The sequence below is a fragment of the Ornithinicoccus sp. genome, from assembly GCF_057176825.1.
The window spans coordinates 2,781,024-2,801,693 of the sequence record NZ_CM169976.1 but is presented as its reverse complement, the minus strand read 5'-3'; the positions used below and the strand labels follow the sequence as shown (position 1 = coordinate 2,801,693).

Annotated in this window: 17 protein-coding genes; 13 read left to right on the top strand and 4 right to left on the bottom strand. The window is 72.4% G+C overall.

Going from position 1 to position 20,670, the window contains the following annotated elements; genetic code table 11:
• Positions 1-18: 18 nt before the first annotated feature.
• Together AC1QRC_RS13985 and AC1QRC_RS13980 are read left to right on the top strand one after the other, a co-directional pair.
• On the top strand, positions 19-597 hold the full coding sequence (locus AC1QRC_RS13985; RefSeq protein ID WP_484203889.1) for a hypothetical protein: 579 nt from the start codon (positions 19-21) through the stop codon (positions 595-597).
• 75 nt (positions 598-672) lie between these two features.
• On the top strand, positions 673-1,206 hold the full coding sequence (locus tag AC1QRC_RS13980) for a P-loop NTPase family protein (RefSeq protein ID WP_484203888.1): 534 nt from the start codon (positions 673-675) through the stop codon (positions 1,204-1,206).
• Between the two features lie 559 nt (positions 1,207-1,765).
• Here AC1QRC_RS13980 and AC1QRC_RS13975 read toward each other — a convergent pair.
• Positions 1,766-2,236, bottom strand: a complete 471-nt coding sequence (locus AC1QRC_RS13975) for a VOC family protein (protein ID WP_484203887.1) — start codon at positions 2,234-2,236, stop codon at positions 1,766-1,768.
• A gap of 27 nt (positions 2,237-2,263) precedes the next feature.
• On the opposite strand from AC1QRC_RS13975, the gene AC1QRC_RS13970 reads away from it, so the two are divergent.
• The gene (locus tag AC1QRC_RS13970; RefSeq protein ID WP_484203886.1) at positions 2,264-3,133 is read left to right on the top strand and encodes an AraC family transcriptional regulator; all 870 of its coding nucleotides are present in this window, start codon (positions 2,264-2,266) and stop codon (positions 3,131-3,133) included.
• Here the strand turns inward: AC1QRC_RS13970 and AC1QRC_RS13965 are convergent.
• Positions 3,130-3,750: a nitroreductase family protein gene (locus AC1QRC_RS13965; protein ID WP_484203885.1), complete on the bottom strand. Its 621-nt coding sequence runs from the start codon at positions 3,748-3,750 to the stop codon at positions 3,130-3,132. The genes AC1QRC_RS13970 and AC1QRC_RS13965 overlap by 4 nt on opposite strands.
• Before the next feature lie 107 nt (positions 3,751-3,857).
• On the opposite strand from AC1QRC_RS13965, the gene AC1QRC_RS13960 reads away from it, so the two are divergent.
• Together AC1QRC_RS13960 and AC1QRC_RS13955 are read left to right on the top strand one after the other, a co-directional pair.
• Positions 3,858-4,364 (top strand): RNA polymerase sigma factor, encoded by a 507-nt coding sequence (locus AC1QRC_RS13960; RefSeq protein WP_484203884.1) that lies wholly within the window; start codon positions 3,858-3,860, stop codon positions 4,362-4,364.
• The gene (locus AC1QRC_RS13955) at positions 4,361-5,740 is read left to right on the top strand and encodes a WD40/YVTN/BNR-like repeat-containing protein (protein WP_484203883.1); all 1,380 of its coding nucleotides are present in this window, start codon (positions 4,361-4,363) and stop codon (positions 5,738-5,740) included. The genes AC1QRC_RS13960 and AC1QRC_RS13955 overlap by 4 nt, the downstream gene beginning before the upstream one ends.
• A gap of 25 nt (positions 5,741-5,765) precedes the next feature.
• On the opposite strand, the gene AC1QRC_RS13950 is transcribed toward AC1QRC_RS13955, so the two are convergent.
• On the bottom strand, positions 5,766-9,035 hold the full coding sequence (locus tag AC1QRC_RS13950) for a S41 family peptidase (protein ID WP_484203882.1): 3,270 nt from the start codon (positions 9,033-9,035) through the stop codon (positions 5,766-5,768).
• 111 nt (positions 9,036-9,146) lie between these two features.
• Between AC1QRC_RS13950 and AC1QRC_RS13945 the strand changes: the two genes are divergently transcribed.
• Genes AC1QRC_RS13945 through AC1QRC_RS13925 form a run of 5 tightly spaced genes read left to right on the top strand, consistent with a single transcriptional unit; the run spans position 9,147 to position 15,886 of the window.
• Entirely contained in the window at positions 9,147-11,795 is a 2,649-nt protein-coding gene (locus AC1QRC_RS13945) for a bifunctional acetate--CoA ligase family protein/GNAT family N-acetyltransferase (protein WP_484203881.1), read from the top strand.
• Positions 11,796-11,836: 41 nt separating this feature from the next.
• Positions 11,837-12,418: a DUF5998 family protein gene (locus AC1QRC_RS13940; RefSeq protein WP_484203880.1), complete on the top strand. Its 582-nt coding sequence runs from the start codon at positions 11,837-11,839 to the stop codon at positions 12,416-12,418.
• 14 nt (positions 12,419-12,432) lie between these two features.
• On the top strand, positions 12,433-13,575 hold the full coding sequence (locus AC1QRC_RS13935; protein ID WP_484203879.1) for an alkaline phosphatase family protein: 1,143 nt from the start codon (positions 12,433-12,435) through the stop codon (positions 13,573-13,575).
• Positions 13,576-13,586: 11 nt separating this feature from the next.
• Positions 13,587-14,273: a thymidine kinase gene (locus AC1QRC_RS13930; RefSeq protein WP_484203878.1), complete on the top strand. Its 687-nt coding sequence runs from the start codon at positions 13,587-13,589 to the stop codon at positions 14,271-14,273.
• An 11-nt stretch (positions 14,274-14,284) separates the two neighbouring features.
• Positions 14,285-15,886: an MFS transporter gene (locus AC1QRC_RS13925; RefSeq protein WP_484203877.1), complete on the top strand. Its 1,602-nt coding sequence runs from the start codon at positions 14,285-14,287 to the stop codon at positions 15,884-15,886.
• 25 nt (positions 15,887-15,911) lie between these two features.
• On the opposite strand, the gene sepH is transcribed toward AC1QRC_RS13925, so the two are convergent.
• A complete protein-coding gene (gene sepH, locus AC1QRC_RS13920; protein ID WP_484203876.1) occupies positions 15,912-17,468 on the bottom strand; it encodes a septation protein SepH in 1,557 nt (518 codons plus the stop codon).
• A gap of 133 nt (positions 17,469-17,601) precedes the next feature.
• Here sepH and AC1QRC_RS13915 point away from each other — a divergent pair, with 133 nt between their 5' ends.
• From AC1QRC_RS13915 to AC1QRC_RS13905, 3 genes are read left to right on the top strand one after another with little or no spacing between them, the layout of a single operon-like run.
• Positions 17,602-18,273 (top strand): trimeric intracellular cation channel family protein, encoded by a 672-nt coding sequence (locus tag AC1QRC_RS13915; protein ID WP_484203875.1) that lies wholly within the window; start codon positions 17,602-17,604, stop codon positions 18,271-18,273.
• Entirely contained in the window at positions 18,270-19,559 is a 1,290-nt protein-coding gene (locus tag AC1QRC_RS13910) for a ferrochelatase (protein WP_484203874.1), read from the top strand. The genes AC1QRC_RS13915 and AC1QRC_RS13910 overlap by 4 nt, the downstream gene beginning before the upstream one ends.
• Positions 19,560-19,565: 6 nt before the next feature.
• On the top strand, positions 19,566-20,450 hold the full coding sequence (locus AC1QRC_RS13905) for an inositol monophosphatase family protein (RefSeq protein ID WP_484203873.1): 885 nt from the start codon (positions 19,566-19,568) through the stop codon (positions 20,448-20,450).
• Positions 20,451-20,670: the final 220 nt, after the last annotated feature.

Below are 20,670 nucleotides of genomic sequence, written 5' to 3'. Positions count from 1 at the left end.
CGCACGTTTGATTACCGGGTGCTGCTCGATCCGTTGCCCACCGGCCAGGGTGATCGCAACGAGACCGGTGAACCCGGCAGGCCCGGGAGCACGGGGGGTGGGTCCGGCGGGGCGGGTCGTGAGTCGTCGGGGTCCGGCGGTGCGGAGCGGCGTGCGGTGGCGCGGGAACGGTTGGCTGCGGCCGAGGCTGGTGACGTTGACCTGCAGAACCGGTTGATCTATGCCGCGCTGGCGCACCGGGAGCGGCCTTCCAGGTTGGTCGATGAGGATGACTACTTTGATCCCGAGACCCGGTCCCTGGGACCGGCCTGGGTGCATCACCAGGCCCCGATCAAGCTGCGGCACCAGACCCGTAAGGGGCACCGGCGTGGTGGGGCCCCGCCGGACCAGCCCACACCCGAGGACATCCTCGGCCTGCGCGACGACGACAACGACAGCCACAGCGACCGCCCGGGCAAGAGCACGGGCACCGGCACGGGCAAGGGCAGCAGCGGCGAGGGCGGCCGCGGCGGCAGGGGCGACGGACAGGGCAACCGCGGGGGCCACGGTGACCGCGGACCGAGTATCGACCGCGCCGAACCACCACCACCCTTCTGAGGGGCACGAGTCTGAGGGGCACGAGTCTGAGGGGCACGAGCCTTGCTGGTGACACGACCGACATAGGCTCTCCGGGTGGAGGCGAGACGGATCCTGATCTACGGGGTGACGGGGAGCGGCAAGACCACCCTCGCGGCACGTATCGCCCACGAGACGGGGATCCCCTGGACATCGGTGGACGACGACATCGGGTGGCTCCCCGGCTGGCAACCCCGGCCGGACGAGGAGCAACGAGCGCTCATCGCCGAGATTGTCGAGCGCGACGAGTGGGTTTTGGACACTGCATACGGGGCATGGCGCGACCTGCCGATGACGCGGGCGCAAGTCATCGTCGCGCTGGACTACCCGCGATGGGTCTCCCTGGGGCGCCTCTTGCGTCGGACTGCCCGGCGGGTCGTGACACGGGAACGGGCGTGCAACGGCAACATCGAGTCGGTGCGCCGGGCTTTCACGTCGGACTCGATCATCTGGTGGCACTTCCACAGCTTCCCCAGGAAACGTCGACGCATCCGGCAATGGGTCCGGGACGGTGGGAGCCTGACCGTCGTGCACCTGCGCAGCCCTCGGGCGACCGAGCGTTGGTTGGCCTCGCTCCCGACAAGGACCTAGCAGGCCGCGTGGCCGCCTGCGGATCAGGACATCGACGCGGCGCAGGTGGCCAGACGTTGCTGGACCTCCGCGTCGGTGCTGGATCTTGGGTTTGTTGCCGGGCACTATGTCCCGTGTGAAGGGCACCCGCCGCCAGGCAGGCACGGGCCTAGCCGTCCTCGGACTCGCTGTGCTCGCTTCGACGTGCCTCAGCGGCTGCAGTCGCAGTTGCACTGACATCGGGGGCGAGAGCGGCATCACCGTGACCGTGACGGGACCTGCCGCAGAGGCAACTAAGGACCGACGGTTTGATGCCACGATCTGTTTCGGGGACGGCCGATGCCCGGCCGGGGTCCGTTCCTTCAGCGAGAACGAACCGTTGGAAGTATTCGTGGAGATGAACGGGCTTGACTCCACCGACCCGCTCGAGGACGTCTTCGTCTCGGTCCACGAGGGAACGGAAGAGATCGCGTCGGAGCAGATGACCATCACCCCGGAGAAGGACTACCCAACGGTGAGGGGTGCGACCCCGAGTTGTTTGTGGCGTCGGTCCAGTTGAGCTCCTAGATGTCTGTCCGGGTCAGGACATCGACGCGGCCCAGGTGTCCAGACGTTGCTGGACCTCCTCGTCGGAGACGTCCTCCACCCGGGTGAGCACCGTCCAGCGGATGCCGTAGGGGTCGCGCACGCTGGCGAACCGGTCCCCGGTCACGAAGTCGGCGGGTTCCTCGCGGACAGTGGCTCCGAGGGACACGGCCCGCGCGAACGTGGCGTCCACGTCGGGGACATACACCGCCAGGGAGTATGTCGTGGTGTCGGTCGCCGGGTCGGGTGCGGTCAGTCCGTAGTCGGGCGAGGGATCGCCCAGCTGGAGTCGGCCTTGACCGAAGTCGAGCTCGGCGTGCAGCACGGTGCCGCCGGGCCCGTCCATCCGGCTGATGGTGGTGGCACCGAACGCGGTGCCGTAGAACTCGATCGCCTCCGATGCGGGGGCGACGGCGATGAAGGGGGTCAACGTGCTGTAGCCGTGGGGGATGTAGGAGGTAGCCATGTCACCCAGCGTGCCTACGATCGGTGCGTGCCGCTTGCAGATTCGCGACAACCCCGACGCGCCAAGGGTGTTCTCTGGCCAGCCAGCGGGCCTGACGTCTACGACACGGCCCGGGACGACGTGAGTGGCCCGTTGTCCCTGGTGGTAGCGCGGACCTGGTGGGTGCGCTGGCGGCGGCAGGCGGAGGTGCCGTTCCGGGCGAGGGTGCTGGGCGAACCCGTCGTGCACCTCACTGTCGAGGAGGCCGCGACGGGGGAGCCCATCCACGGCATCCCGACCCCAGCCGTCCTGGTCCACGGGGTCGTCACGAAGATGTTCACGGTCGACCTGCCGAGGGCCGGTCGCGTCACCGGAGTGGCGTTCCGTCCCGGTGGCCTGGCCGCGCTCCTGGATCGAGACGTCGCAGCGCTCACCGGCCGGGTCGTCGACGCTCGCGAGGTGCTCGGAACCGAGATCGCCGACATCTCCCGCGCGGTGACGCGGCTGGAGAGCGAGGACCAGCGACGTTCGGTCCTCCTGGACTACCTCGGTGACCGGCTCTCCCCGGCGGCGGAGCGTGTCGCGGAGGACTCGACATACCGGGCAGTGCTGGAGGCAGTGGATCTCATGCGTTCCCGCGAGCAGGTCACCCTCGGGCCGGTAGCCGAGGCGGTGCACCTGTCCCCGCGGAGCCTGCAGCGGGCCTTCAATCGATACGTCGGGGTGTCACCGCTGCGCGTGCTGCGGCGCTACCGGCTCCAGGACGCCGCGGCGGCGATCGATGCCGGGGAGGGCCACGATCTGGCAGGCCTGGCCGCCTCCCTCGGCTGGTCCGACCACGCGCACTTCACCCGCGAGTTCAGGGCCGTCATCGGGGTCTCCCCGGCCCGCTACCGGACGGGGACGCCGACACCCTAGGACTGTGGGAACGGGGTGCCGAACCGACCGGCGTGCGCGACCTGGGGCACCTCCCGACGGCCCCGTTTGAGGCTGGGGCTCTTGCGGTCGGGCGCCCGGAATCCGAGGGAGACCACGCCCACGAGGTTGCGCTCGGACGGGATCGCAAAGGCGGCGCGGGTGGCCTCGTGGTGCTCGGGCGCGATGCCGAAAAACAGTCCCCCCAAGCCCTCGTCCACGGCCGTGAGCAGCATGAGGAGCGCGGCCATGCCGGTATCGATGTCCCAGTAGGGCACCGGCCAGCGGGCCTCGTCCTGGTCGGTCCACCCCTTGTCCGCCTCGGCGTACCGGCTCAGGTAGGAGCCCTTGTCAGAGCAGCAGAGGATCAGGCAGGGGGCCCGTTGGACGCCGCGCAGCCAACTGTCCGGGGCATGGTCGGGGTTGGTCGTGGTCGCCCAGAACCTGGCCCGGTCGGCCGGGTCGGTCAGCACCACGAAGTCCCAGCCCTGGGAGAAGCCGGCGCTCGGCGCCCGCACCGCGTTGCCGAGAACTTCCTGCAGCGCGTCCGGCGGCACGGGCCGATCCGGGTCGTAGTTGCGCACCATGCGGCGTCTTCGGACCACTTCCGCGAACTCCATGCCACCATCGTGCCAACCGCTCGGGTCGACCCAACCGGCGGCAGGGCAACGGCGTCGTACTGGGCATGGATCTGTTGGCCGAGCCGGGGTCCCGGACAGGAGGCCTGATGGCGCGTTCGGCGGACGCCGCGGTCGAGGCCGAGGTGCGGCAGGTGTTCCTGGCGCACTACGGGCGGCTGGCCGGGTGGGCGGCCTCCCTGGTCGGGGACCGGGACCTCGGGCACGACCTCGCCACGGAGGCCTTCGTGCGGCTGCTCGGACACTGGGCGCGGGTCGAGGAGCCGCGCCCCTGGCTCTACGCGACGGTGGCCAACCTCGTCCGCGACCACTGGAGGAAACGGGGCCGGGAGGCGGCGGCCTACGAGCGCTACCAGGGCGGCGTCGTGGACCCTGACGTCGCCGGCCGGGTGCCTGACTCGGACAACGTGCTGGATGTCCGCCGGGCAGTGGCGGCGCTGCCGGACCGGCTGCGGGTCAGCGTGTTGCTCTACTACTACGCGGACCTGACGGTGGGGCAGGTCGCACGAGAGCTGGGCAAGTCCGAGGGCGCGGTCAAACGCGACCTGTATGACGCGCGGGCACTGCTCGCCCGGGCACTGGAGGTGGAGCGATGAGTGGGCGGGACGACAGCCGAGCGGTCGAGGAGTTCTTCGCCACCCGCAGGGCCGGGGTGGTCGAGCTTGCGGCGGACGACCTGACCTGGCGACGGATCACCGACCGGCACCACCGGAAGGCCCGGACCGCGCGGTGGGTCAGGCAGGCAGGGGTGGCGGCGACCGCGGCCGCGGTGCTCGTCGGTTCCTACCTGGCGTGGCCCCAGGGCGGCGTGCAGGCCCCGCCCCCTTCCGCGCCGACGCAGGAACCCGAGCCGACACAGGAGCCCGCTCCGACGACCGACCCCGCAGTGGACGACCTGCTGGGCAACACACCCGAGACGGTGCCGACCGACTTCGCCATCACGCGGTTGTCCGACGCCGGGCAGGGGCACCTCTTCGCCACCGGCGGCTACGGGTCGGAGTGCACCTACGACGCGGTCTGTGCCGCCCTGATCTCCTCGGCGGACGGCGGCGTGACGTGGGAGCCGGTTGCGGACCTGGTGAACTTCTGGATCGACCGGGTCGAATTCGCCGACGCGCAGGTCGGCTACGGCTGGGCCTCCACCGGCGCCACGCTCTCCGTGACCACCGACGGGGGGCGGACCTGGCAGCAGGGTGAGCTCGAGGTCGAGCGGGTCTGGGACGTCGCCGTGCGTGGGGATCTCGTCGTGGTGCTGGCCGGGACAGGCTGTGGCCCGGACTCTCGCTGCGAGGGCCTTGCCCTGGCCCAGGCCCCCGTCGGCCAGTTCCCGGCCACGGACGATCTGACCCCCGCGGAGGTGGAGGGGCCCTTTGCCGGGGCGAGCCTGTCGCTGTCCGCGTCGGAGACCTTCGCCGTCGGCATCCGCGGGACGGAGGAGGACGCGCCGGGAGGGGACCTGCCGGACGGGGTCCCCGGTCTGGTGGTCCAGCGGTGGCAGGACGGGCGGTTCGAGTCCGTCGCGGAGCCGCTGGAGTGCGCCGCACCCCTGGACTTCGCGGCGGCTGCCGACGCCGACCAGGTGTTCCTCGCCTGCCGTGCGGCCGACGCCGAAGGCGCTCCCTCGAGCGAGATCGTGGTCGCCTCCTCCGGGACCGGCGGACGCACGTGGGGCGGGTCGGGGCCGTCGTATGCCGTGTCCGCCGGGCCGGTCCAGGTGGTCGCCCCGGACGCCGCGCACCTTATCGTGATCACCCCGGACGGGACGCTGACCAGCGACGATGGTGGACAGACCCTCGCCGTCCCTGCCGAGTCCATACCGGGCACCAGCGGGAGCCTCGATGGGGTCGTGGCGGTGCCGGGACGCACGGTCTATGCCTGGGACGACGTCCTGGCGGGGGAGGTCGAGGAGCCGGGCTACTGGGTCTCCACGGACAGCGGCCAGACCTGGACCCGGGCGGGACTCCTGCCCTAGCTCGGAGGGGCCGACTCCCTGGGGCCTAGTCCTGGGGCCGCACCTTCGGGGCGGGGAGCTCGGGCGGCGTCACGGCGGGCTCCTGCTCCAGCCGGGCCAGGGCCTCCTCGATGGCGCGGTCCAGCTGCTTGTCACGGGTGGCGAAGAAGTCGGCGGGTGAGTGGACCACCTCGATGTCGGGGTCGACGCCGTGATTCTCCACACCAAAGTCCCGACCTCGGATCCACGTCGCGTAGCGCGGCTGGGTGATGGACGTGCCATCGACGAGGTCGAAGCGCCCGTCGATGCCCACCACTCCGCCCCACGTCCGCACCCCGACTACGGGGCCCAGCTCCATCGCCTGCGCGACCGCGTTGACGATGTCGCCGTCCGACCCGGAGTTCTCGTTGGCCACGAGCACCAGCGGCCCGCGGCGCCCCATGTCGGGATAGGTACTGGGCGTGGCGTAGTGCCGCCCCAGGCCCCAGCTGACGACCCGGGAGGCGAGCTTGGCGATCACCATCTGGCTCGTGTGGCCGCCACGGTTGTAGCGCACGTCGGCGATCATGCCCTCGGCCCGGGTGGCGCTGCGCAGGTCGCGGTGCAGCTGGGCCCAGCCATTGCTCATCATGTCGGGCACGTGGACGTACCCGAGCCGGCCGCCGGAGTGCTCCCGCACGTACTCCCGGCGCGACCGGACCCAGTCCTGGTAGCGCAGCACCTCCTCGCTGGCGACCGGCACGACCACCACGCGGCGGTCCACCCCGTCCCGGCGCAGCGTGAGCTCGACGGGCTTGTCGGCGGCCCCGACCAGCCCGGTCGCCGGGCCGAACGCGGGATTGACGGGGGACCCGTCGACGGCGACGACCAGGTCGCCGACGGCAGCGTCCACGCCGGCGGCCCGCAGGGGCGAGCGGGCGTCGGGGTCGGTGGACTCACCCGGCAGGATCCGGTCGATCCGCCAGCCCCCGTCGGCAGGGGACAGGTCGGCCCCCAACAGTCCGAGCCGTCGCGATTGGTCGCCTGGCGGCTCCTTGGGCATCACGTAGGCGTGCGAGGTGTTCAGCTCGCCGCAGACCTCCCACAGCAGATCGACCAGGTCGTCGTGGCTGCCCAGCCCGGCAACGACCGGACGCCACCGCTCCACCACGGCGTCCCAGTCCACGCCATCCATGTCCTCGCGCCAGAAGTGGCTGCGCATGACCCGGGCGTTCTCCTCGAACATCTGGTGCCACTGGACCCTCGGGTCGACCTGGAACCGGAGCCGGTCCAGGTCCACGGTCACGACCTCGGCCGCGTCCTCGTCGGGCTTGCGGTCGGCGGGCTGCACGGTGACCACGGACTTGGCCCGGATGACGGCCCGCTCTCCGTCGCCGGACACGGCATACGCCTCCACCGCGTCCGCGATCGTGGTGACCTTGCGCTGCTCGAAGGACCAGAACTCCAGGGTGTCCGGGGTCGGGTCGTCCGGCACGGCGGCACGGCGGGTGCCCAGGGCGCCCGCCTCTCCCGCCTCCCGGACCCACAGCACCCCGCCCTTGGCGACGCGCAGGTCGCGGTACTCGGCGGACGGCACCGGGAACGGCACGATCCGGTCCTCGGCGCCCTCGACGTCCAGGTCGGGCGACGCGGGTGGCGGCTCCGCTTGGTCCGCCTGGGCCTCGCCGGTCGCGCCGTCGTCGCCGGACGTCGCGGTCGGCTTCGGCACCGCCTTGCTGATCCGCCACCCGTCGGCGCTGGGGCCGAACGGCGCCGGCTCGGTGGCCGAGAGGGGCAGCAGCCAAGGGCGGGTCGAGCCGGTGAAGGCCAGGGCGAAGGCGTGGGTGTCGTAGCTGGGGTCGAACGTCCGGTCGGACAGGAACACCACGAACCTGCCGTCCCGGGTGAAGGCCGGGTCCCGGTCGTGCACCGTCCCCGCGGTCAGCACCACCGGGGTCGGGTCCGGCGCCGACAGGTCGGCGATGACGAGTTGGTGCAGCTCACCCTCGTTGGTGGGCTGGGACCACAGGAGGTAGCGCCCGTCCGGGGAGAAGCTCGGGGTCAGCGGCTCGCCCTCGGTGGAGTGGCCCACCGGGGTGATGGCCCCGTCGGCGACGCTGACGACGCTGATCCGGCCGTCGTGCGAGACGGTGGCCACCCGCTCGCCCGCCGGGTCGGAAGCCGTATGCAGCACCCTCCCCAGTGCTCCCTCGGCGAGCCGGCGCGGCTCGGCCGAGCCATCGAGCAGGTGTACTTCGAGGCAGTCCTCACCCGCGGCGTCGGTCACCAGGAGGGCACCGCCGGTGCGGCCGAGGAGCACGGGCTCCCGGGTGCGCACCGCGGCGTCGGCCACCAGGGCGTGGGCCGGCCCCTCCCGGTGGCTGAGCCACGCGGTCGCACCCTGCCAGGTCACCAGGCTGGCGTCGCCCCCGTGGTCCGGCACGACCGTCGTCAGGTGCTCGGTCGAGGCAGCCCGGGCCTCGGGCCGGGCACCCGGCAGGTGCACCTCGATCTCTCGCGGCGTGCCGTCCAGGTCGTCCAGCAGCCACAGCCGGCCCCGGCTGTGCCACACGACACGTCGACCGTCGGTGGTGGCATCGCGGACGTATCCGTGATCCACCCCTTGGTGGGTCAGCTGACGCGGATCGCCCTCGCCCGGGGTGTCCCACACCCAGAGGTTGGCCTGCTCGTCGGCACGGTCCGGGAAGCTGGCCGCGCGGTCGGACACGAAGAGCAGCCGGTCACCCACCCACATCGGGTCGACCAGTGACGCGGGCTCGTCGGGGAGCAGCTTGTGCCAACTGCCGTCGCCCACCGGGTCCAGCCAGAGCCGCGGCGCGGTGCCCCCGCGGTAGCGCTTCCAGTGCGCCGGGACGCGGCTGCCCGGCGTCGCCAGGGCGGTGGCGCCATCGGCGCGGACCGCCACGCCCCAGGCGGGTCCGTACGGCAGCCGCTCGACCGAGCCGTCCAGCGCCACCGCACGCACCGTGACGTGCCGGAGGTTGGCCTCGCCGGCATGGGACGCGGCGAGCACCCTGCCGTCGGCGGTCCAGCCGAGCACCAGGGTGACCGCGGCCCCCCACCAGGTGAGGCGCCGGGTCGACCCGTCGCGGAGGTCGGTGACCATCACCTCGGGGTGACCGTCCCGCCTCGACACGAAGGCGACGTGGGCGCCGTCGGGGGAGAAGCGGGGCTGCTGGACCGGTGCCCGGTCGCTGGTGAGCCGCCAGGCGCGGCCTCCTGTCACGGGTGCCACCCAGACGTCGTCGGAGGCGGTGAAAGTGACCAGGACGTCGTGGACGTGGGGGTATCGCAGATAGTGCGTCGTCGAACTCACCGTCCCAACGTAGACGCTGGGTCCGACAGTGTCGCGGAGGTTTCCACACGGTTTCCACCAAGCCGCTCGGGGTCCGACCACAGCGCACCGTCGTCTGGGATGCTGGGGACCATGACGGACCGGCCGGCGCTGCCCCCTGGTTACCCGCACTCCTGGGAAGCCGACGTGGTGCTCACCGATGGCTCGGTGGCTCACGTGCGCCCGATCGTGCCGGAGGACACCGAGGGGCTGCACGAGTTCCACTCCCGTCAGTCGCCTGAGTCGATCTACCTGCGGTTCTTCGCCCCCATCACCCGGCTCTCCGACAAGGATGTGCACCGGTTCACCCACGTCGACTACGACGAGCGGGTCGCCCTGGTCATGACGACGCGGGAGGGCATCGTCGGGATCGGCCGCTATGACCGGCTGGAGCCCGGTGGGACGACCGCGGAGGTCGCGTTCAACGTCGCGGATGCCCACCAGGGCCGGGGGGTGGGGTCCGTCCTGCTGGAGCACCTCGCGGCGATCGGCATGGAGGCCGGGGTGCGGCGCTTCGTCGCCGACGTGCTGCCGCAGAACCGCCGGATGATCGGGGTCTTCGCCGACGCTGGCTTCGAGGTGACCCACGAATTCGACGACGGGGTCATCGCGGTCTCCTTCGCGATCGAGCCCACCGACCGCTCCGCCGCGGTGCGGCTCTCCCGGGAGCACCGGGCCGAGGCGGTCAGCATGCGCCGCGTGCTCACCCCCGAGAAGGTAGCGGTCGTCGGGGTGAGCCGGGAGCCGGGCTCGGTGGGGCGGGCCCTCTTCCGGCACGTGCGGGAGAGCGACTTCGCCGGCGAGGTGTATGCCGTGAACCCGCGGGCCGAGGAGATCGACGGGGAGCCCGTCTACTCCTCCATCGACCAGGTGCCGGGCCCGGTGGACCTGGCCATCATCGCGGTGCCCGCAGACCAGGTGCAGGACCTGGTGCGCCGGTGCGCCCTGGTCGGGGTGCCCTCGGCCGTGGTCGTCTCCTCGGGATTCGCCGAGGCGGGGGAGGAGGGCAGGCGGCGTCAGGAACAGTTGCTGCTCACCGCGCGGGCCCACGGCATGCGCCTGCTGGGGCCGAACTCCTTCGGCCTGATCAACAACGACCCGGGAGTGCGGCTGAACGCCTCCCTGTCCCCGCGAGTGCCGCCGCCTGGCGCACTGGGGCTGTTCGCACAGTCCGGCGCCCTGGGCATCGCGGTCCTCGCCTCGGCAGAACGCCGTGGGCTGGGGATCTCGACGTTCGCCTCGGCGGGCAACCGGGTCGACATCTCGGGCAACGACCTGATGCAGTACTGGATCGACGACGAGGCGACGACGGCGGTTGGGCTCTACCTGGAGTCCATGGGCAACCCGCGCAAGTTCACCCGGATCGCCCGACAACTCTCGTCGGTGAAGCCCGTCATCGTGGTCAAGTCCGGGGCCGGGGTGCAGGGGGAGCCGCCCCCGGGCCACCGGGTGCGGATGACCAACGAGCGGCCTGAGGCGTTCGCCGAGATGCTGCGCCAGTCGGGGGTCATCCGGGTGGAGAACACCCACCAGCTCTTCGACGTGGCCCAGCTGGTGGTGCACCAGCCGTTGCCCACGGGGCTGCGGGTCGCCGTGGTCACCAACTCCGACGCGCTGGGCGCGCTCTCGGCCGACGCGTGCCTCTCCTGGGACCTGCAGGTGGCGCACGGGCCCGTCTGCCTGTCCACCAACGCCACCGCCGAGGAGTTCTCGGCGGCGCTGGCCGCCGCGCTGGAGGACGACCAGGTCGACTCGCTGGTGGCCTGCTTCATCCCGCCCGTGGTGACCGGTGACAGCGCGGTCGTCGCCGCCGTGGAGGAGGCGGTGCGCGGGCACGACAAACCGTGCGTGGCCACCTTCCTGGGGATGCGCGGTGTCGCGCCGGGTGGCAACCTGCCGACCTACCCCATGCCGGAGGACGCCGTGCGGGCGCTCGCGGCCGCGACGAGGTATGCGGAGTGGCGGGGTCGGGAGCACGGGGAACGGGTCCGGCCCGGGAACGTCAATCGCCGCCAGGCGCACAACATCATCGAGACCGTGCTGTCCCGGGAGCCGGAGGGCCGCGAGCTCACCCAGGAGGAGGCCACCGACCTGCTGGCCGCCTACGGGATCGTGCTGTGGCCCAGCCGCCAGGTGACCTCGCGGGAGGAGGCCGAGCAGGCGGCGGTCGAGCTCGGGCTCCCGGTGATCGTCAAGGCGACCAGCCAGGAGGTGCGCCACCAGCCGAACCGGAGCTGGGTGCGCACCGACGTGCGGTCCGTCGCGGGGGCGGGCACGGCATACGAGCGGGTGCGGGCCGCGATCGAGCCGCTCGGCCTGGACGAGGTGGCGATCCAGTCGATGGCGCCGGACGGGGTGGCGGTCGTGGTCGGCAGCGCCGAGGACCCGTTGTTCGGCCCGGTCGTCAGCTTCGGGGTGGCGGGGATCCCCACGGACCTGCTGGGGGACGTGGCACACCGGTTCCCGCCGCTGACCGACCTGGATGTCTCGGAGATGGTGGCCCAGGTCCGCTCGGCGCCCATCCTGTCCGGATACCGGGGCTCGCCGGCGGTGGACATCGACGCCCTGGAGGACCTGTTGGCCCGGGTCTCCGTGCTGTCGGACGAGCACCCGGAGATCGCCGCCCTCAGGCTGAACCCGGTCATGGCCCACGAGGCGGGGGTGGCGGTGCTCGGGGCCAGCGTGCACGTGGCGCCCGGGCGACAGCGCGCCGACCGGGAGCGGCGTGCCCTCGCGACCTGAGGTGTCGTCGCGCTCGCTCGAGAGGTGCTTTGATGGGGGCCATGGCCCGTCGCACCGCACCCCAGCTGCCCGCCGAGCTCCAGGAGAGCATCGAGCGGGCGGGCTACCTGCCGGCCGTCGTCCGGGAGGTGCTGTCCGTCGCCCTGGGGGCCGATGAGGTCGTGAGCCACCTGCTGCACCAGGAGACCACGTTCGACGAGGAGGCGGTGCGCCGGCACCTGACCGTGCTGGCACTCACCGAGACCCGGCTGGTCATCGCCCACGCCGACGACCACCAGGGCCCCGAGGCGGGCCAGCACATGGCCACCGCCACGACCGAGACGGTGCCGCTGTCCGCGGTCCGCGGGGTGATGATGACGCACGTGCTGCCCGATCCCGCGGAGTTCGACGGCAGCGACCGCGGTCGGGCTGTCACCCTGACCCTGGGCTGGGGCACCGTCTCCCGGCTCGACCTGATCCCCGCCTCCTGCTCCGACCCGACCTGCGAGGGCGACCACGGCTACGAGGGGACGGTGGCCTCCGACGACATCTCGTTGCGGATCACCGCCGACGCCGACGGGGCCGACCTGCTGCACCAGGCGCTCGACTTCGCCCAGCAGCTCTCCCTCAGGATCGGGTCCTGACCGCTCCCGAGCTCGTGCTGCCCGACTACGACGTCTGGTTGGGGTCGGTGCTGCCCTCCGTGGCAGCGTCCCTGGGGCACCCGCTCGCACCGGACTCCTGGGTCGGCAGCCCCGTGGAACTCCCGGAGGCACAGCGCGCCGTGGTGGTGCTGGTGGACGGGCTCGGCGCCGAGCAGCTGGCCCTCCGGGGCGGGCACGCGCCCTTCCTGCGCTCCTTGCAGGCTCCTGTCGGCCCCGTCCTCTCGGGCTTCCCGTCGACGACCGCCACCAGCACCGCGTGTTTGTCCACCGGGCTGCCGCCGGTGCTGCACGGACTGGTGGGATGGCAGGTGCTGATGCCGGAGCACGACCGGCTGCTCAACCACCTGTCGTGGGACGGGGGGCCGGACCCGCTGGCCTGGCAACCGCGTCCCACGCTCTTCGAGCAGCTGGCGGCCGGGGGAGTCCGGATCACCCGGGTCGGGCCCGCGAAGTTCGAGAAGTCCGGGCTCACCCGGGCCGCGTTGCGCGGCGGCGACTTCCGGGTGGTCGGCACGGAGGCGGAGCAGGTGGAGGCGACCCTCGCGGCCCTGACGGCAGCGTCCGGGCCGGCGCTGGTCTACCTGTACTTCGGCGACGTGGACAAGGCGGGGCACGTGCACGGGCCTGATTCCTGGCAATGGGGGGAGCGGGTCGAGGCGGTGGACGCCGCGCTGGGTGAGCTGTCCCGCCGGCTGCCCCCCGGCACCTCGCTGACGGTGACCGCAGACCACGGGATGGTGACGGCGCCCGAGCACCTGCGGCGGGACCTGGCGTACGAGCCCGACCTGGCCCACGGCATACGACACCTGGGGGGTGAGCCCCGCGGTCCGCAGGCCCACTGCGCTCCGGGGGCGGCCTCCGACGTGGCCGCCGCCTGGCGCGAGCTGCTCGGGGACACCGCCACAGTCCTCGAGCGGCAGGAGGCACTCGACGCCGGCTGGTTCGGCCCCGTCGGGGCGGACGCGGAGCCGGAGGTAGTGGCCCGGATCGGCGACGTGGTCGCCGCGATGCACGGTCAGGCCACCGTGCTGGACTCCCGGGCGGTGCGTCCCGAGCTGCTCCGGCTGGTCGGCCAGCACGGCTCGTTGAGCCGCGCCGAGATGTCGGTGCCGCTGCTGCACGCCCCGGCTACGTAGACTCCTGCATCGTGGCCGAGCTCGTCTTCTTCACCGGGACCATGGATTGTGGCAAGTCGACCCTGGCGCTCCAGATGCACCACAACCACACCGCCCGGGGCAGAGCCGGCCTGGTCTTCTCCAAACACGACCGGGCCGGCGAGTCCGTGCTGTCCTCACGCCTGGGCCTGGCGCGGGAAGCCCTCACCGTCGGCGACGAGCTGGACTTCTGGGAGCTGGTGGTCGAGCAGGTCACCAACGGACGCAAGGTGGACTTCCTGATCTGTGACGAGGCCCAGTTCTACACCCCGCTCCAGGTGGAGCAGCTGGCCCGGTTGGTCGACGAGATGGGCATCGACGTCTTCACCTTCGGGATCACCGCGGACTTCCGCACCGAGCTGTTCCCCGGGTCGCGGCGCCTGATCGAGCTGGCCGACCGCACCCAGGTGCTCCAGGTCGAGGCGCTGTGCTGGTGCGGACGGAAGGCGACGCACAACGCCCGGGTGGTCGACGGCGTCATGGTCGTCGAGGGTGCCCAGGTCGTCGTCGGCGACGTGGCCGACGGGGATCCCGGCGCACCCACGCCCACGGTGGAGTACGAGGTGCTCTGCCGGCGTCACTACATGCGCCGGATGACCGCGCAGGCCGCACGCGCCCAGGCGTTGTCGCCGGACGTGCTGCCCTTCGACCTCGACCTGTGCCCGCTGCCGACCCGCTGAGTGAGGACCCGGTGACCCACCACGACGACCCCGACCCGCGGCCCCCGCGGGAGCCCGTCGATGGGTACGGCGTGCCGATCCAGGGCGTGTCGGCCCGCCCCAAGCCGAGCAAGGCGGCCGAGGTCGGGGCGAAGGTCGGCCACGGCCTGGGCAAGGGGATGCGTGCCGCGGCACACGGCACCGCCGTCGCCGGCAAGGGCACCGTGCGCCTCACCCGCAAGGCCACCCACGCCGACGGGGCCGGCGAGACCGGGCTCTCCCGGCTCATCGAGGTGCACTGCCTGCACAACGGTGGCGACGCGGTGGTGGCCGTCGCCCTCGCCGGCAGCCTGTTCTTCTCGGTCCCGACCGGGGAGGCCAAGGGCCAGGTGGCGTTGTTCCTGCTGATGACCCTGCTGCCGTTCAGCATCATCGCCCCGTTCGTGGGCCCGTTCCTGGACCGGTTCCGCCACGGACGGCGGTGGGCGATCGGCTCGATGTTTGCCGTGCGGGCGTTCCTGTGCTGGGCGTTGGCCTCCTCGATCCAGAACGAGTCGTGGTGGCAGTTCCCGGCCGCACTGGCGATCCTGGTGGCGTCGAAGGCCTACAACGTGACGCGGTCCGCGGCGACACCACGGTTGTTGCCACCGGGGATGAACCTGGTCAAGGCCAACGGCCGCATGTCGCTGGCGGGAGTGGTCGGGGCCTCGGTCCTGGCCCCCATCGGGGTGGTGGCCGCCTCCTTCGGCTCGGAGTGGGCGCTGCGGTTCGCCTTCCTCATCTTCGCGACGGGCACGGTGCTGGCCATCCTGCTGCCCAAGGAGGTCGACTCGGTCAAGGGCGAGAAGTCCGTCCCGATCAGCGGATTCACCGGCGGTGGCCGTGGCTGGGCCGTGCCCCCGGATGTCGTCATCGCGCTGCGCGCCAACGGCGGCCTGCGGATGATGTCGGGCTTCCTGACGATCTTCCTGGCCTTCCTGCTGCGCACGGACCCGCCGCCGGGATGGGGCGACAACTTCACGCTCCTCATCGGGGTCGTCGTCGCGGCAGTCGGCGTCGGGTCGGCGCTGGGCACGCTCATCGGGAGCCTGCTCAAGGCCGTCCCGCCGTTATACCTGGTGCGGCTCTCCCTCATCGTGGACGTCGTCGTCGCGGTCGTGACGGCGATCAACTTCGGGATGATCACCCTGGTGATCCTGAGTCTGACGGTCGGACTCTGTCAGCAGGTCGGCAAACTGGCTCTCGACGCGACCATCCAGGAGGGGGTCCCCGAACACAAACGGACCAGTGTCTTCGGACGGTCGGAGACGTTGATCCAGCTCGCCTGGGTGGTCGGTGGGGGACTCGGTGTCGCGCTCCCCACCGACGCCACGATCGGGATGGGCACGGTCGCCGGCCTGCTGGTGCTGTGGCTGGCCTTCGTGCTGTGGCGGCCGAAGCGCCGCCAGCGGGTGAGTGGGCGGCGGCCCCGGCCTCGGGCGGACGCGGGACCGGCGGATGAGTCAACTGAGGAGGGGTATGCCGTGGAGCGCGGCGAGGCGTACGAGCGGGAGATCCGCACCGATGTCACCCGACCTCACCGGCCGGAGCCCACGCGCCCCCTCGCGCAGGACCCGCCCGGGGACCGGGAGTGAATGCCCGGCAGTGAGAGACCGGGTGTCAGCGACGGTCCTGGGCGCCGAACATGATCTCGTCCCAGCTGGGGACGCTCTTGCGACCCTTCTTGCGGGGTGTCGGTGTCGGCTCATCGCCGCCCTCTGCCGCACCCTCCGCGCTTTCCGCACCCTCGGCACCCTCGGCACCCTCCGCGCGCTCTGACTCGCCGTCGGGCGTCGCGCCGTCAGTGGTCGCGCCGTCAGTGAGGGACTCGGAGTCGGAAGTCGGCTGGCCCGGCTCCTCGGGCTGGGGGTCGACGTCGTCCAGTGGTGCCGGTTCGTCGACCGGGAGGGAGTCCTCGACGGTGGCAGCCTCATCAGCCGGCTCGGTCTCCTCGGCAGACTCGGGCTCCCCGACCTCGTCGACCGGCGTGACCTCATCGACCGCGATGACCTCACCCTCGTCCAGTTGCTCCTCCGGCGGCTCCGCGTCAGCCTCGGCGCCGGGGTCCTCGGACTGCGCCGGACCGAAGAAGTCCGCCAGGGTCGCCTCCTCGACCTTGCGGTTGCGACGTCGCTTGCCGCGTCGCCCCAGCAGCCGCTCGGCGGGTCCCGGGTGGTCCTGCGCCTCGTCGCCTCCATCGGCGCCCACGTCCTCGGCTGCCGCCCCCTCCTGGGCCGTCGCGTCGTCCTGGGCCGTCGCGTCGTCCGCGGCGGGGAGGTCGCCCTCGGGCCGGCCGGCGGCCGGGGGAAGGCCTGCCGTGCTCGGGTCGTAGTCGAGGTGCTCCAGGGGCAGGACGTCCTCGGTCGGGCGGGCATCCGGCGGCAGGGCCGTGGGGTCCGCAGAAGCCGGCCCCGACGTGGTCGTGGCCTCGGTGGCGTCTGATCCCGAGCCCGCCTGCTCGCTCACACCGCTCGCTGTGCCACCGGAGCCCTTCCGGGATCTGCGGCCCCGTGCCCGACTGCGTTCGCGCATCGTGGCCACCAGATCGACGCCCGCCGCGTCGCCGCCGAGGACGGCCTCCCGTCCACCGGGCAGGGACTGCTCGTCCTCGGAGAGCCAGCGTGCCTCGTCGTCAAGGGCCTCGACGGTCGCGCCGGCGGGCTCGTAGCGCCACGCGGCCTGGCGACTGCGATTGGCGGCCACGAACGACACGCTGACGGTCCACTGGCCGCCCTCGGGACGGGTGGCGTCCCAGGACACCTGCTCGGGCTCGACCCCGCGGGCCTGCAGCCGCTCGGCGACCCGGGAGTCCAGGGTGGCGATACCACCGTCGGCGCCGCGCCCCCGCACGTGCGCGGCCCGGGCGCGGGTCGCGACATGTTCGCGTTCGGCCACGATCGGGCCCTCGAAGCGGGCCACCCGGGCCGGGTCCCACCCCGTCGCGCCGGCGATCTCCTCCGTGCTGTGCCCCGCCCGGATCAGGGCCTGGACCTGCCGCGGACTCATCGGGGAGTCCGGACGGGGGGCCGATCCGGTCGCCCGCTGGCGCAGTGCTGCCCGGAGCCGCTCGTCGACCGCCAGCAGGAACTCCACGTCCTGCCCGCCATCATCCCCGCCCTCGCTCAGCACCAGGTGCTCACCGTCCTCGTGGACGGCAACGAACCGCAACTCGCGCATGCCGGATCTCCTCGTGCTGTGTGTCCTGCCGGTCTCCTGCCGTCCGACTCTGCCATGCCGGAGCCCGGGGAGGGCAACGGGCACGCCGCCCCACGGCATACATCGTCGTCCCGGGCGACATACTTGTCGGGCCATGACTGCCCTCAATCCGGACCTCCAGCTGACCCTCGACCTGGTCGGGGTCTTCGTCTTCGCGCTGTCCGGCGCCCTGGTCGCGGTGCGTCGGCGGCTGGACCTGGTCGGGGTCATCGTGCTGGCTTGGATGGCGGGGCTCGGCGGCGGGATCATGCGGGACGTGCTCATCGGGGCGATCCCGCCGGTGGGGATCAGTGACTGGCGCCTCGTCACGGCGGCGCTGGTGGCGGCGGTGCTGGTGTTCCTGCTCCACGGCGTGTTGCGCGACCCCGACGTGCCCCGGGGCGGACTGCGCCGGGGCCTGATCACCCGGATGGTGCTGGTGTTGGATGCCGTCGGCCTGGCGGTGTTCGCGGTGACGGGGGCGGTCAAGGCGATTGACTTCGGGATGCCCGCGCTGACCTGCGTCGTGGTGGGGGCCGTCACCGCCGTCGGCGGCGGCCTGGTGCGTGACCTGCTGGCCGGGCAGGTGCCCGAGGTGCTGCGGCGGGAGCTGTATGCCGTGCCCGCCGTGATCGGTGCCGCCACCGTGGTCCTGGCCGACCACCTGGGGTACCTGGACGTGTGGGTGGTCTACGGATCAGTCATCCTGGTGTTCGTGATCCGCATCGTGGCGGTCACCCTCAATCTGAATGCGCCCCAGGCGCTGCGCACAGGAGATTCCCGATGACCCCGCCCCCCGCCGGACCCACCCCCCAGCCCGACCCGACCGAGCCCGAGCGGCCGTTGGAGCCGGCTGGCGTGCCCGAGCCGACGGGTGGCCCCGAGCCGGCCGGACTCGCGGGCGAACCCGAGCCGGAGCCGGCCGAGCCCGACGTGGCGCCGGTGCTGGAGGAAGAGCCCCGCGGGGAGCGGTCCGGTGACACCGACCCCTACGACGCACTGCTGCTGCTGTCCTTCGGCGGGCCGGAGGCCCCGGAGGAGGTCATGCCCTTCCTGCGGCGGGTCACCCGGGGCCGCGGCATCCCCGACGAGCGCCTCGCCGAGGTCGCCGAGCACTACATGGCGTTCGGGGGGCGCAGCCCCATCAACGACCAGAACCGGGCGTTGCAGGCCGCGTTGCGGGCCGAGCTGGACCGGCGCGGGCTCGACATCCCCGTGCTGTGGGGCAACCGCAACTCCGAGCCGTTCCTCACCGACACCCTCCGGGCGGCGCACGCCGACGGGATCAGCAACCTGGTCGCGGTCACCACCAGCGCCTACTCCTCCTACTCCTCGTGCCGGCAGTACCGTGAGGACATCGCCGAGGCGTTGGACGACCTGGCAGGGGAGGGCGTGACCCTGCACGTGGACAAGGTCCGCCAGTACTTCAACCACCCCGGTTTCTCCTCGGTCAACTCCCGCCTGGTCACCGAGGCGGTCCGCGACGTGTTGCAGCGGACGGGCGCTGCGCCCGCGCTGGCCTTCGTCACCCACTCGATCCCCGACGGCATGGACGACACCTCCGGTGGCGGTGAGGAGGACGGCAACATCTACAGCGCGCAGCACCAGGCGCTGGCCGCTGCCATCACCGATGAGGTCGCCGCCACCCTGGACGTGACGCTGGACAGCGCGCTGGTCTACTGCTCCCGCTCTGGCCCGCCCTCCCAGCCCTGGCTGGAACCCGACGTCAACGACCACCTCCGGGACCTGGCCCAGGAAGGGGTCCAGCACGTCGTGGTCGCCCCGATCGGCTTCGTCTCCGACCACATGGAGGTCGTCTTCGACCTCGACACCGAGGCGCAGGAGACCGCCGAGGAGGTCGGGCTCGAGCTGGTGCGGGTGCCGACGGTCGGGGTCGACCCGGAGTTCGTGTCCGGCCTGGTCGACCTCGTGCTCGAGCGCGCCGCAGACGCCCGCGGGGTGGACGTGGCCCACCCGTCGTGGCCGGTGCCGGCGCCCCGCCCGGCCGTGTGCCTGCCGGGCTGCTGCCCCAACCTCCGGGTCGCCAAGCCCGCTGCCTGCGGGGCGGACTGAGGGCCCGTGACGCACACCCCCACCCGCGACTGGCCGTCGGACCACCCCGACCTGCCGGGGGACGCCGACCTCGTGGAGCTGGAGGCGCTGGCCGTCGACCTGGCGGTCCGGGCGGGGACGTATGTGCGGGACGAGCGGCCCGACACGGTGCGGGTCTCGGCCACCAAGTCGACGGCGCTGGACGTGGTGACGGCCATGGACACCGGCAGCGAGCAGCTGATCCGTGGCGTCCTGGCGCAGCGGCGGCCCGACGACGGGATCCTGGGTGAGGAGGAGGGTCTGACCGAGGGCGCCTCGGGACTCACCTGGGTGATCGATCCCATCGACGGGACGGTGAACTATCTCTACGACCAACCCGCGTATGCCGTGTCCGTCGCCGTGGTCGTCGGAGACCCCCGGGTCCCCGGTGCCTGGCTGCCGGTCGCCGGGGCGGTCAGCAACCCCCGGGTCGACGAGGTGTTCCGGGCCCGGCACGGCGGGGGCGCCCGGGTGCAGCCGATGGCGGACGGGCGGCCCGGCTCGCGGGGTCCGGTCACGCTCCGGGCCAGCGGGGAGGAGGACCTGTCCCGGGCGCTGGTCGGCACGGGATTCGCCTACGACCGGGCGCAGCGCCAGGCCCAGGGAGAGTTGGCCCAGCGGGTGCTGATGGAGGTGCGGGACCTGCGTCGGATGGGCGCTGCGGCGCTGGACCTGTGCGCCGTGGCCGCGGGGCGGCTGGACGCCTACTACGAGCGCGGGCTGTTCCCGTGGGACCTGGCTGCCGGCGCGCTGCTGGTCCGCGAGTCGGGGGGCACCGTGACCGGCCTGAGCGGCCCGCCCGGGAGGGACATGGTCGTGGCGGCCGGACCCCACCTGCACGGCCCCCTGCGGGATCTCATCAGCCGTCCCTGAGTCTGCCGCTGAACCTGCAGGTCAACGCCCCGGTGCACCCCCGGGTAGCGGCCATGGGACGGCATACGGCACAATCACGGCTCGCGCCTGCGAACCGGTCGCCTGCACCGGGCACAAAATCGGTGGCCAGAACGTTGAGAGGCCAGATTCCATAGGTATTCCGTCGACGCGGGGCACGCCAGGCCCCGCACGGCACCATCTCCGAGGGAGGGAGAACAGT

Coding starts and splice junctions, on each gene's coding strand:
- AC1QRC_RS13975 (WP_484203887.1), bottom strand. CDS start 2,236: ATGGCTACCTCCTACATCCCCCACGGCTACAGCACGTTGACCCCCTTC.
- AC1QRC_RS13955 (WP_484203883.1), top strand. CDS start 4,361: ATGAGTGGGCGGGACGACAGCCGAGCGGTCGAGGAGTTCTTCGCCACC.
- AC1QRC_RS13960 (WP_484203884.1), top strand. CDS start 3,858: ATGGCGCGTTCGGCGGACGCCGCGGTCGAGGCCGAGGTGCGGCAGGTG.
- AC1QRC_RS13940 (WP_484203880.1), top strand. CDS start 11,837: ATGGCCCGTCGCACCGCACCCCAGCTGCCCGCCGAGCTCCAGGAGAGC.
- AC1QRC_RS13910 (WP_484203874.1), top strand. CDS start 18,270: ATGACCCCGCCCCCCGCCGGACCCACCCCCCAGCCCGACCCGACCGAG.
- AC1QRC_RS13965 (WP_484203885.1), bottom strand. CDS start 3,750: ATGGAGTTCGCGGAAGTGGTCCGAAGACGCCGCATGGTGCGCAACTAC.
- AC1QRC_RS13915 (WP_484203875.1), top strand. CDS start 17,602: ATGACTGCCCTCAATCCGGACCTCCAGCTGACCCTCGACCTGGTCGGG.
- AC1QRC_RS13945 (WP_484203881.1), top strand. CDS start 9,147: ATGACGGACCGGCCGGCGCTGCCCCCTGGTTACCCGCACTCCTGGGAA.
- sepH (WP_484203876.1), bottom strand. CDS start 17,468: ATGCGCGAGTTGCGGTTCGTTGCCGTCCACGAGGACGGTGAGCACCTG.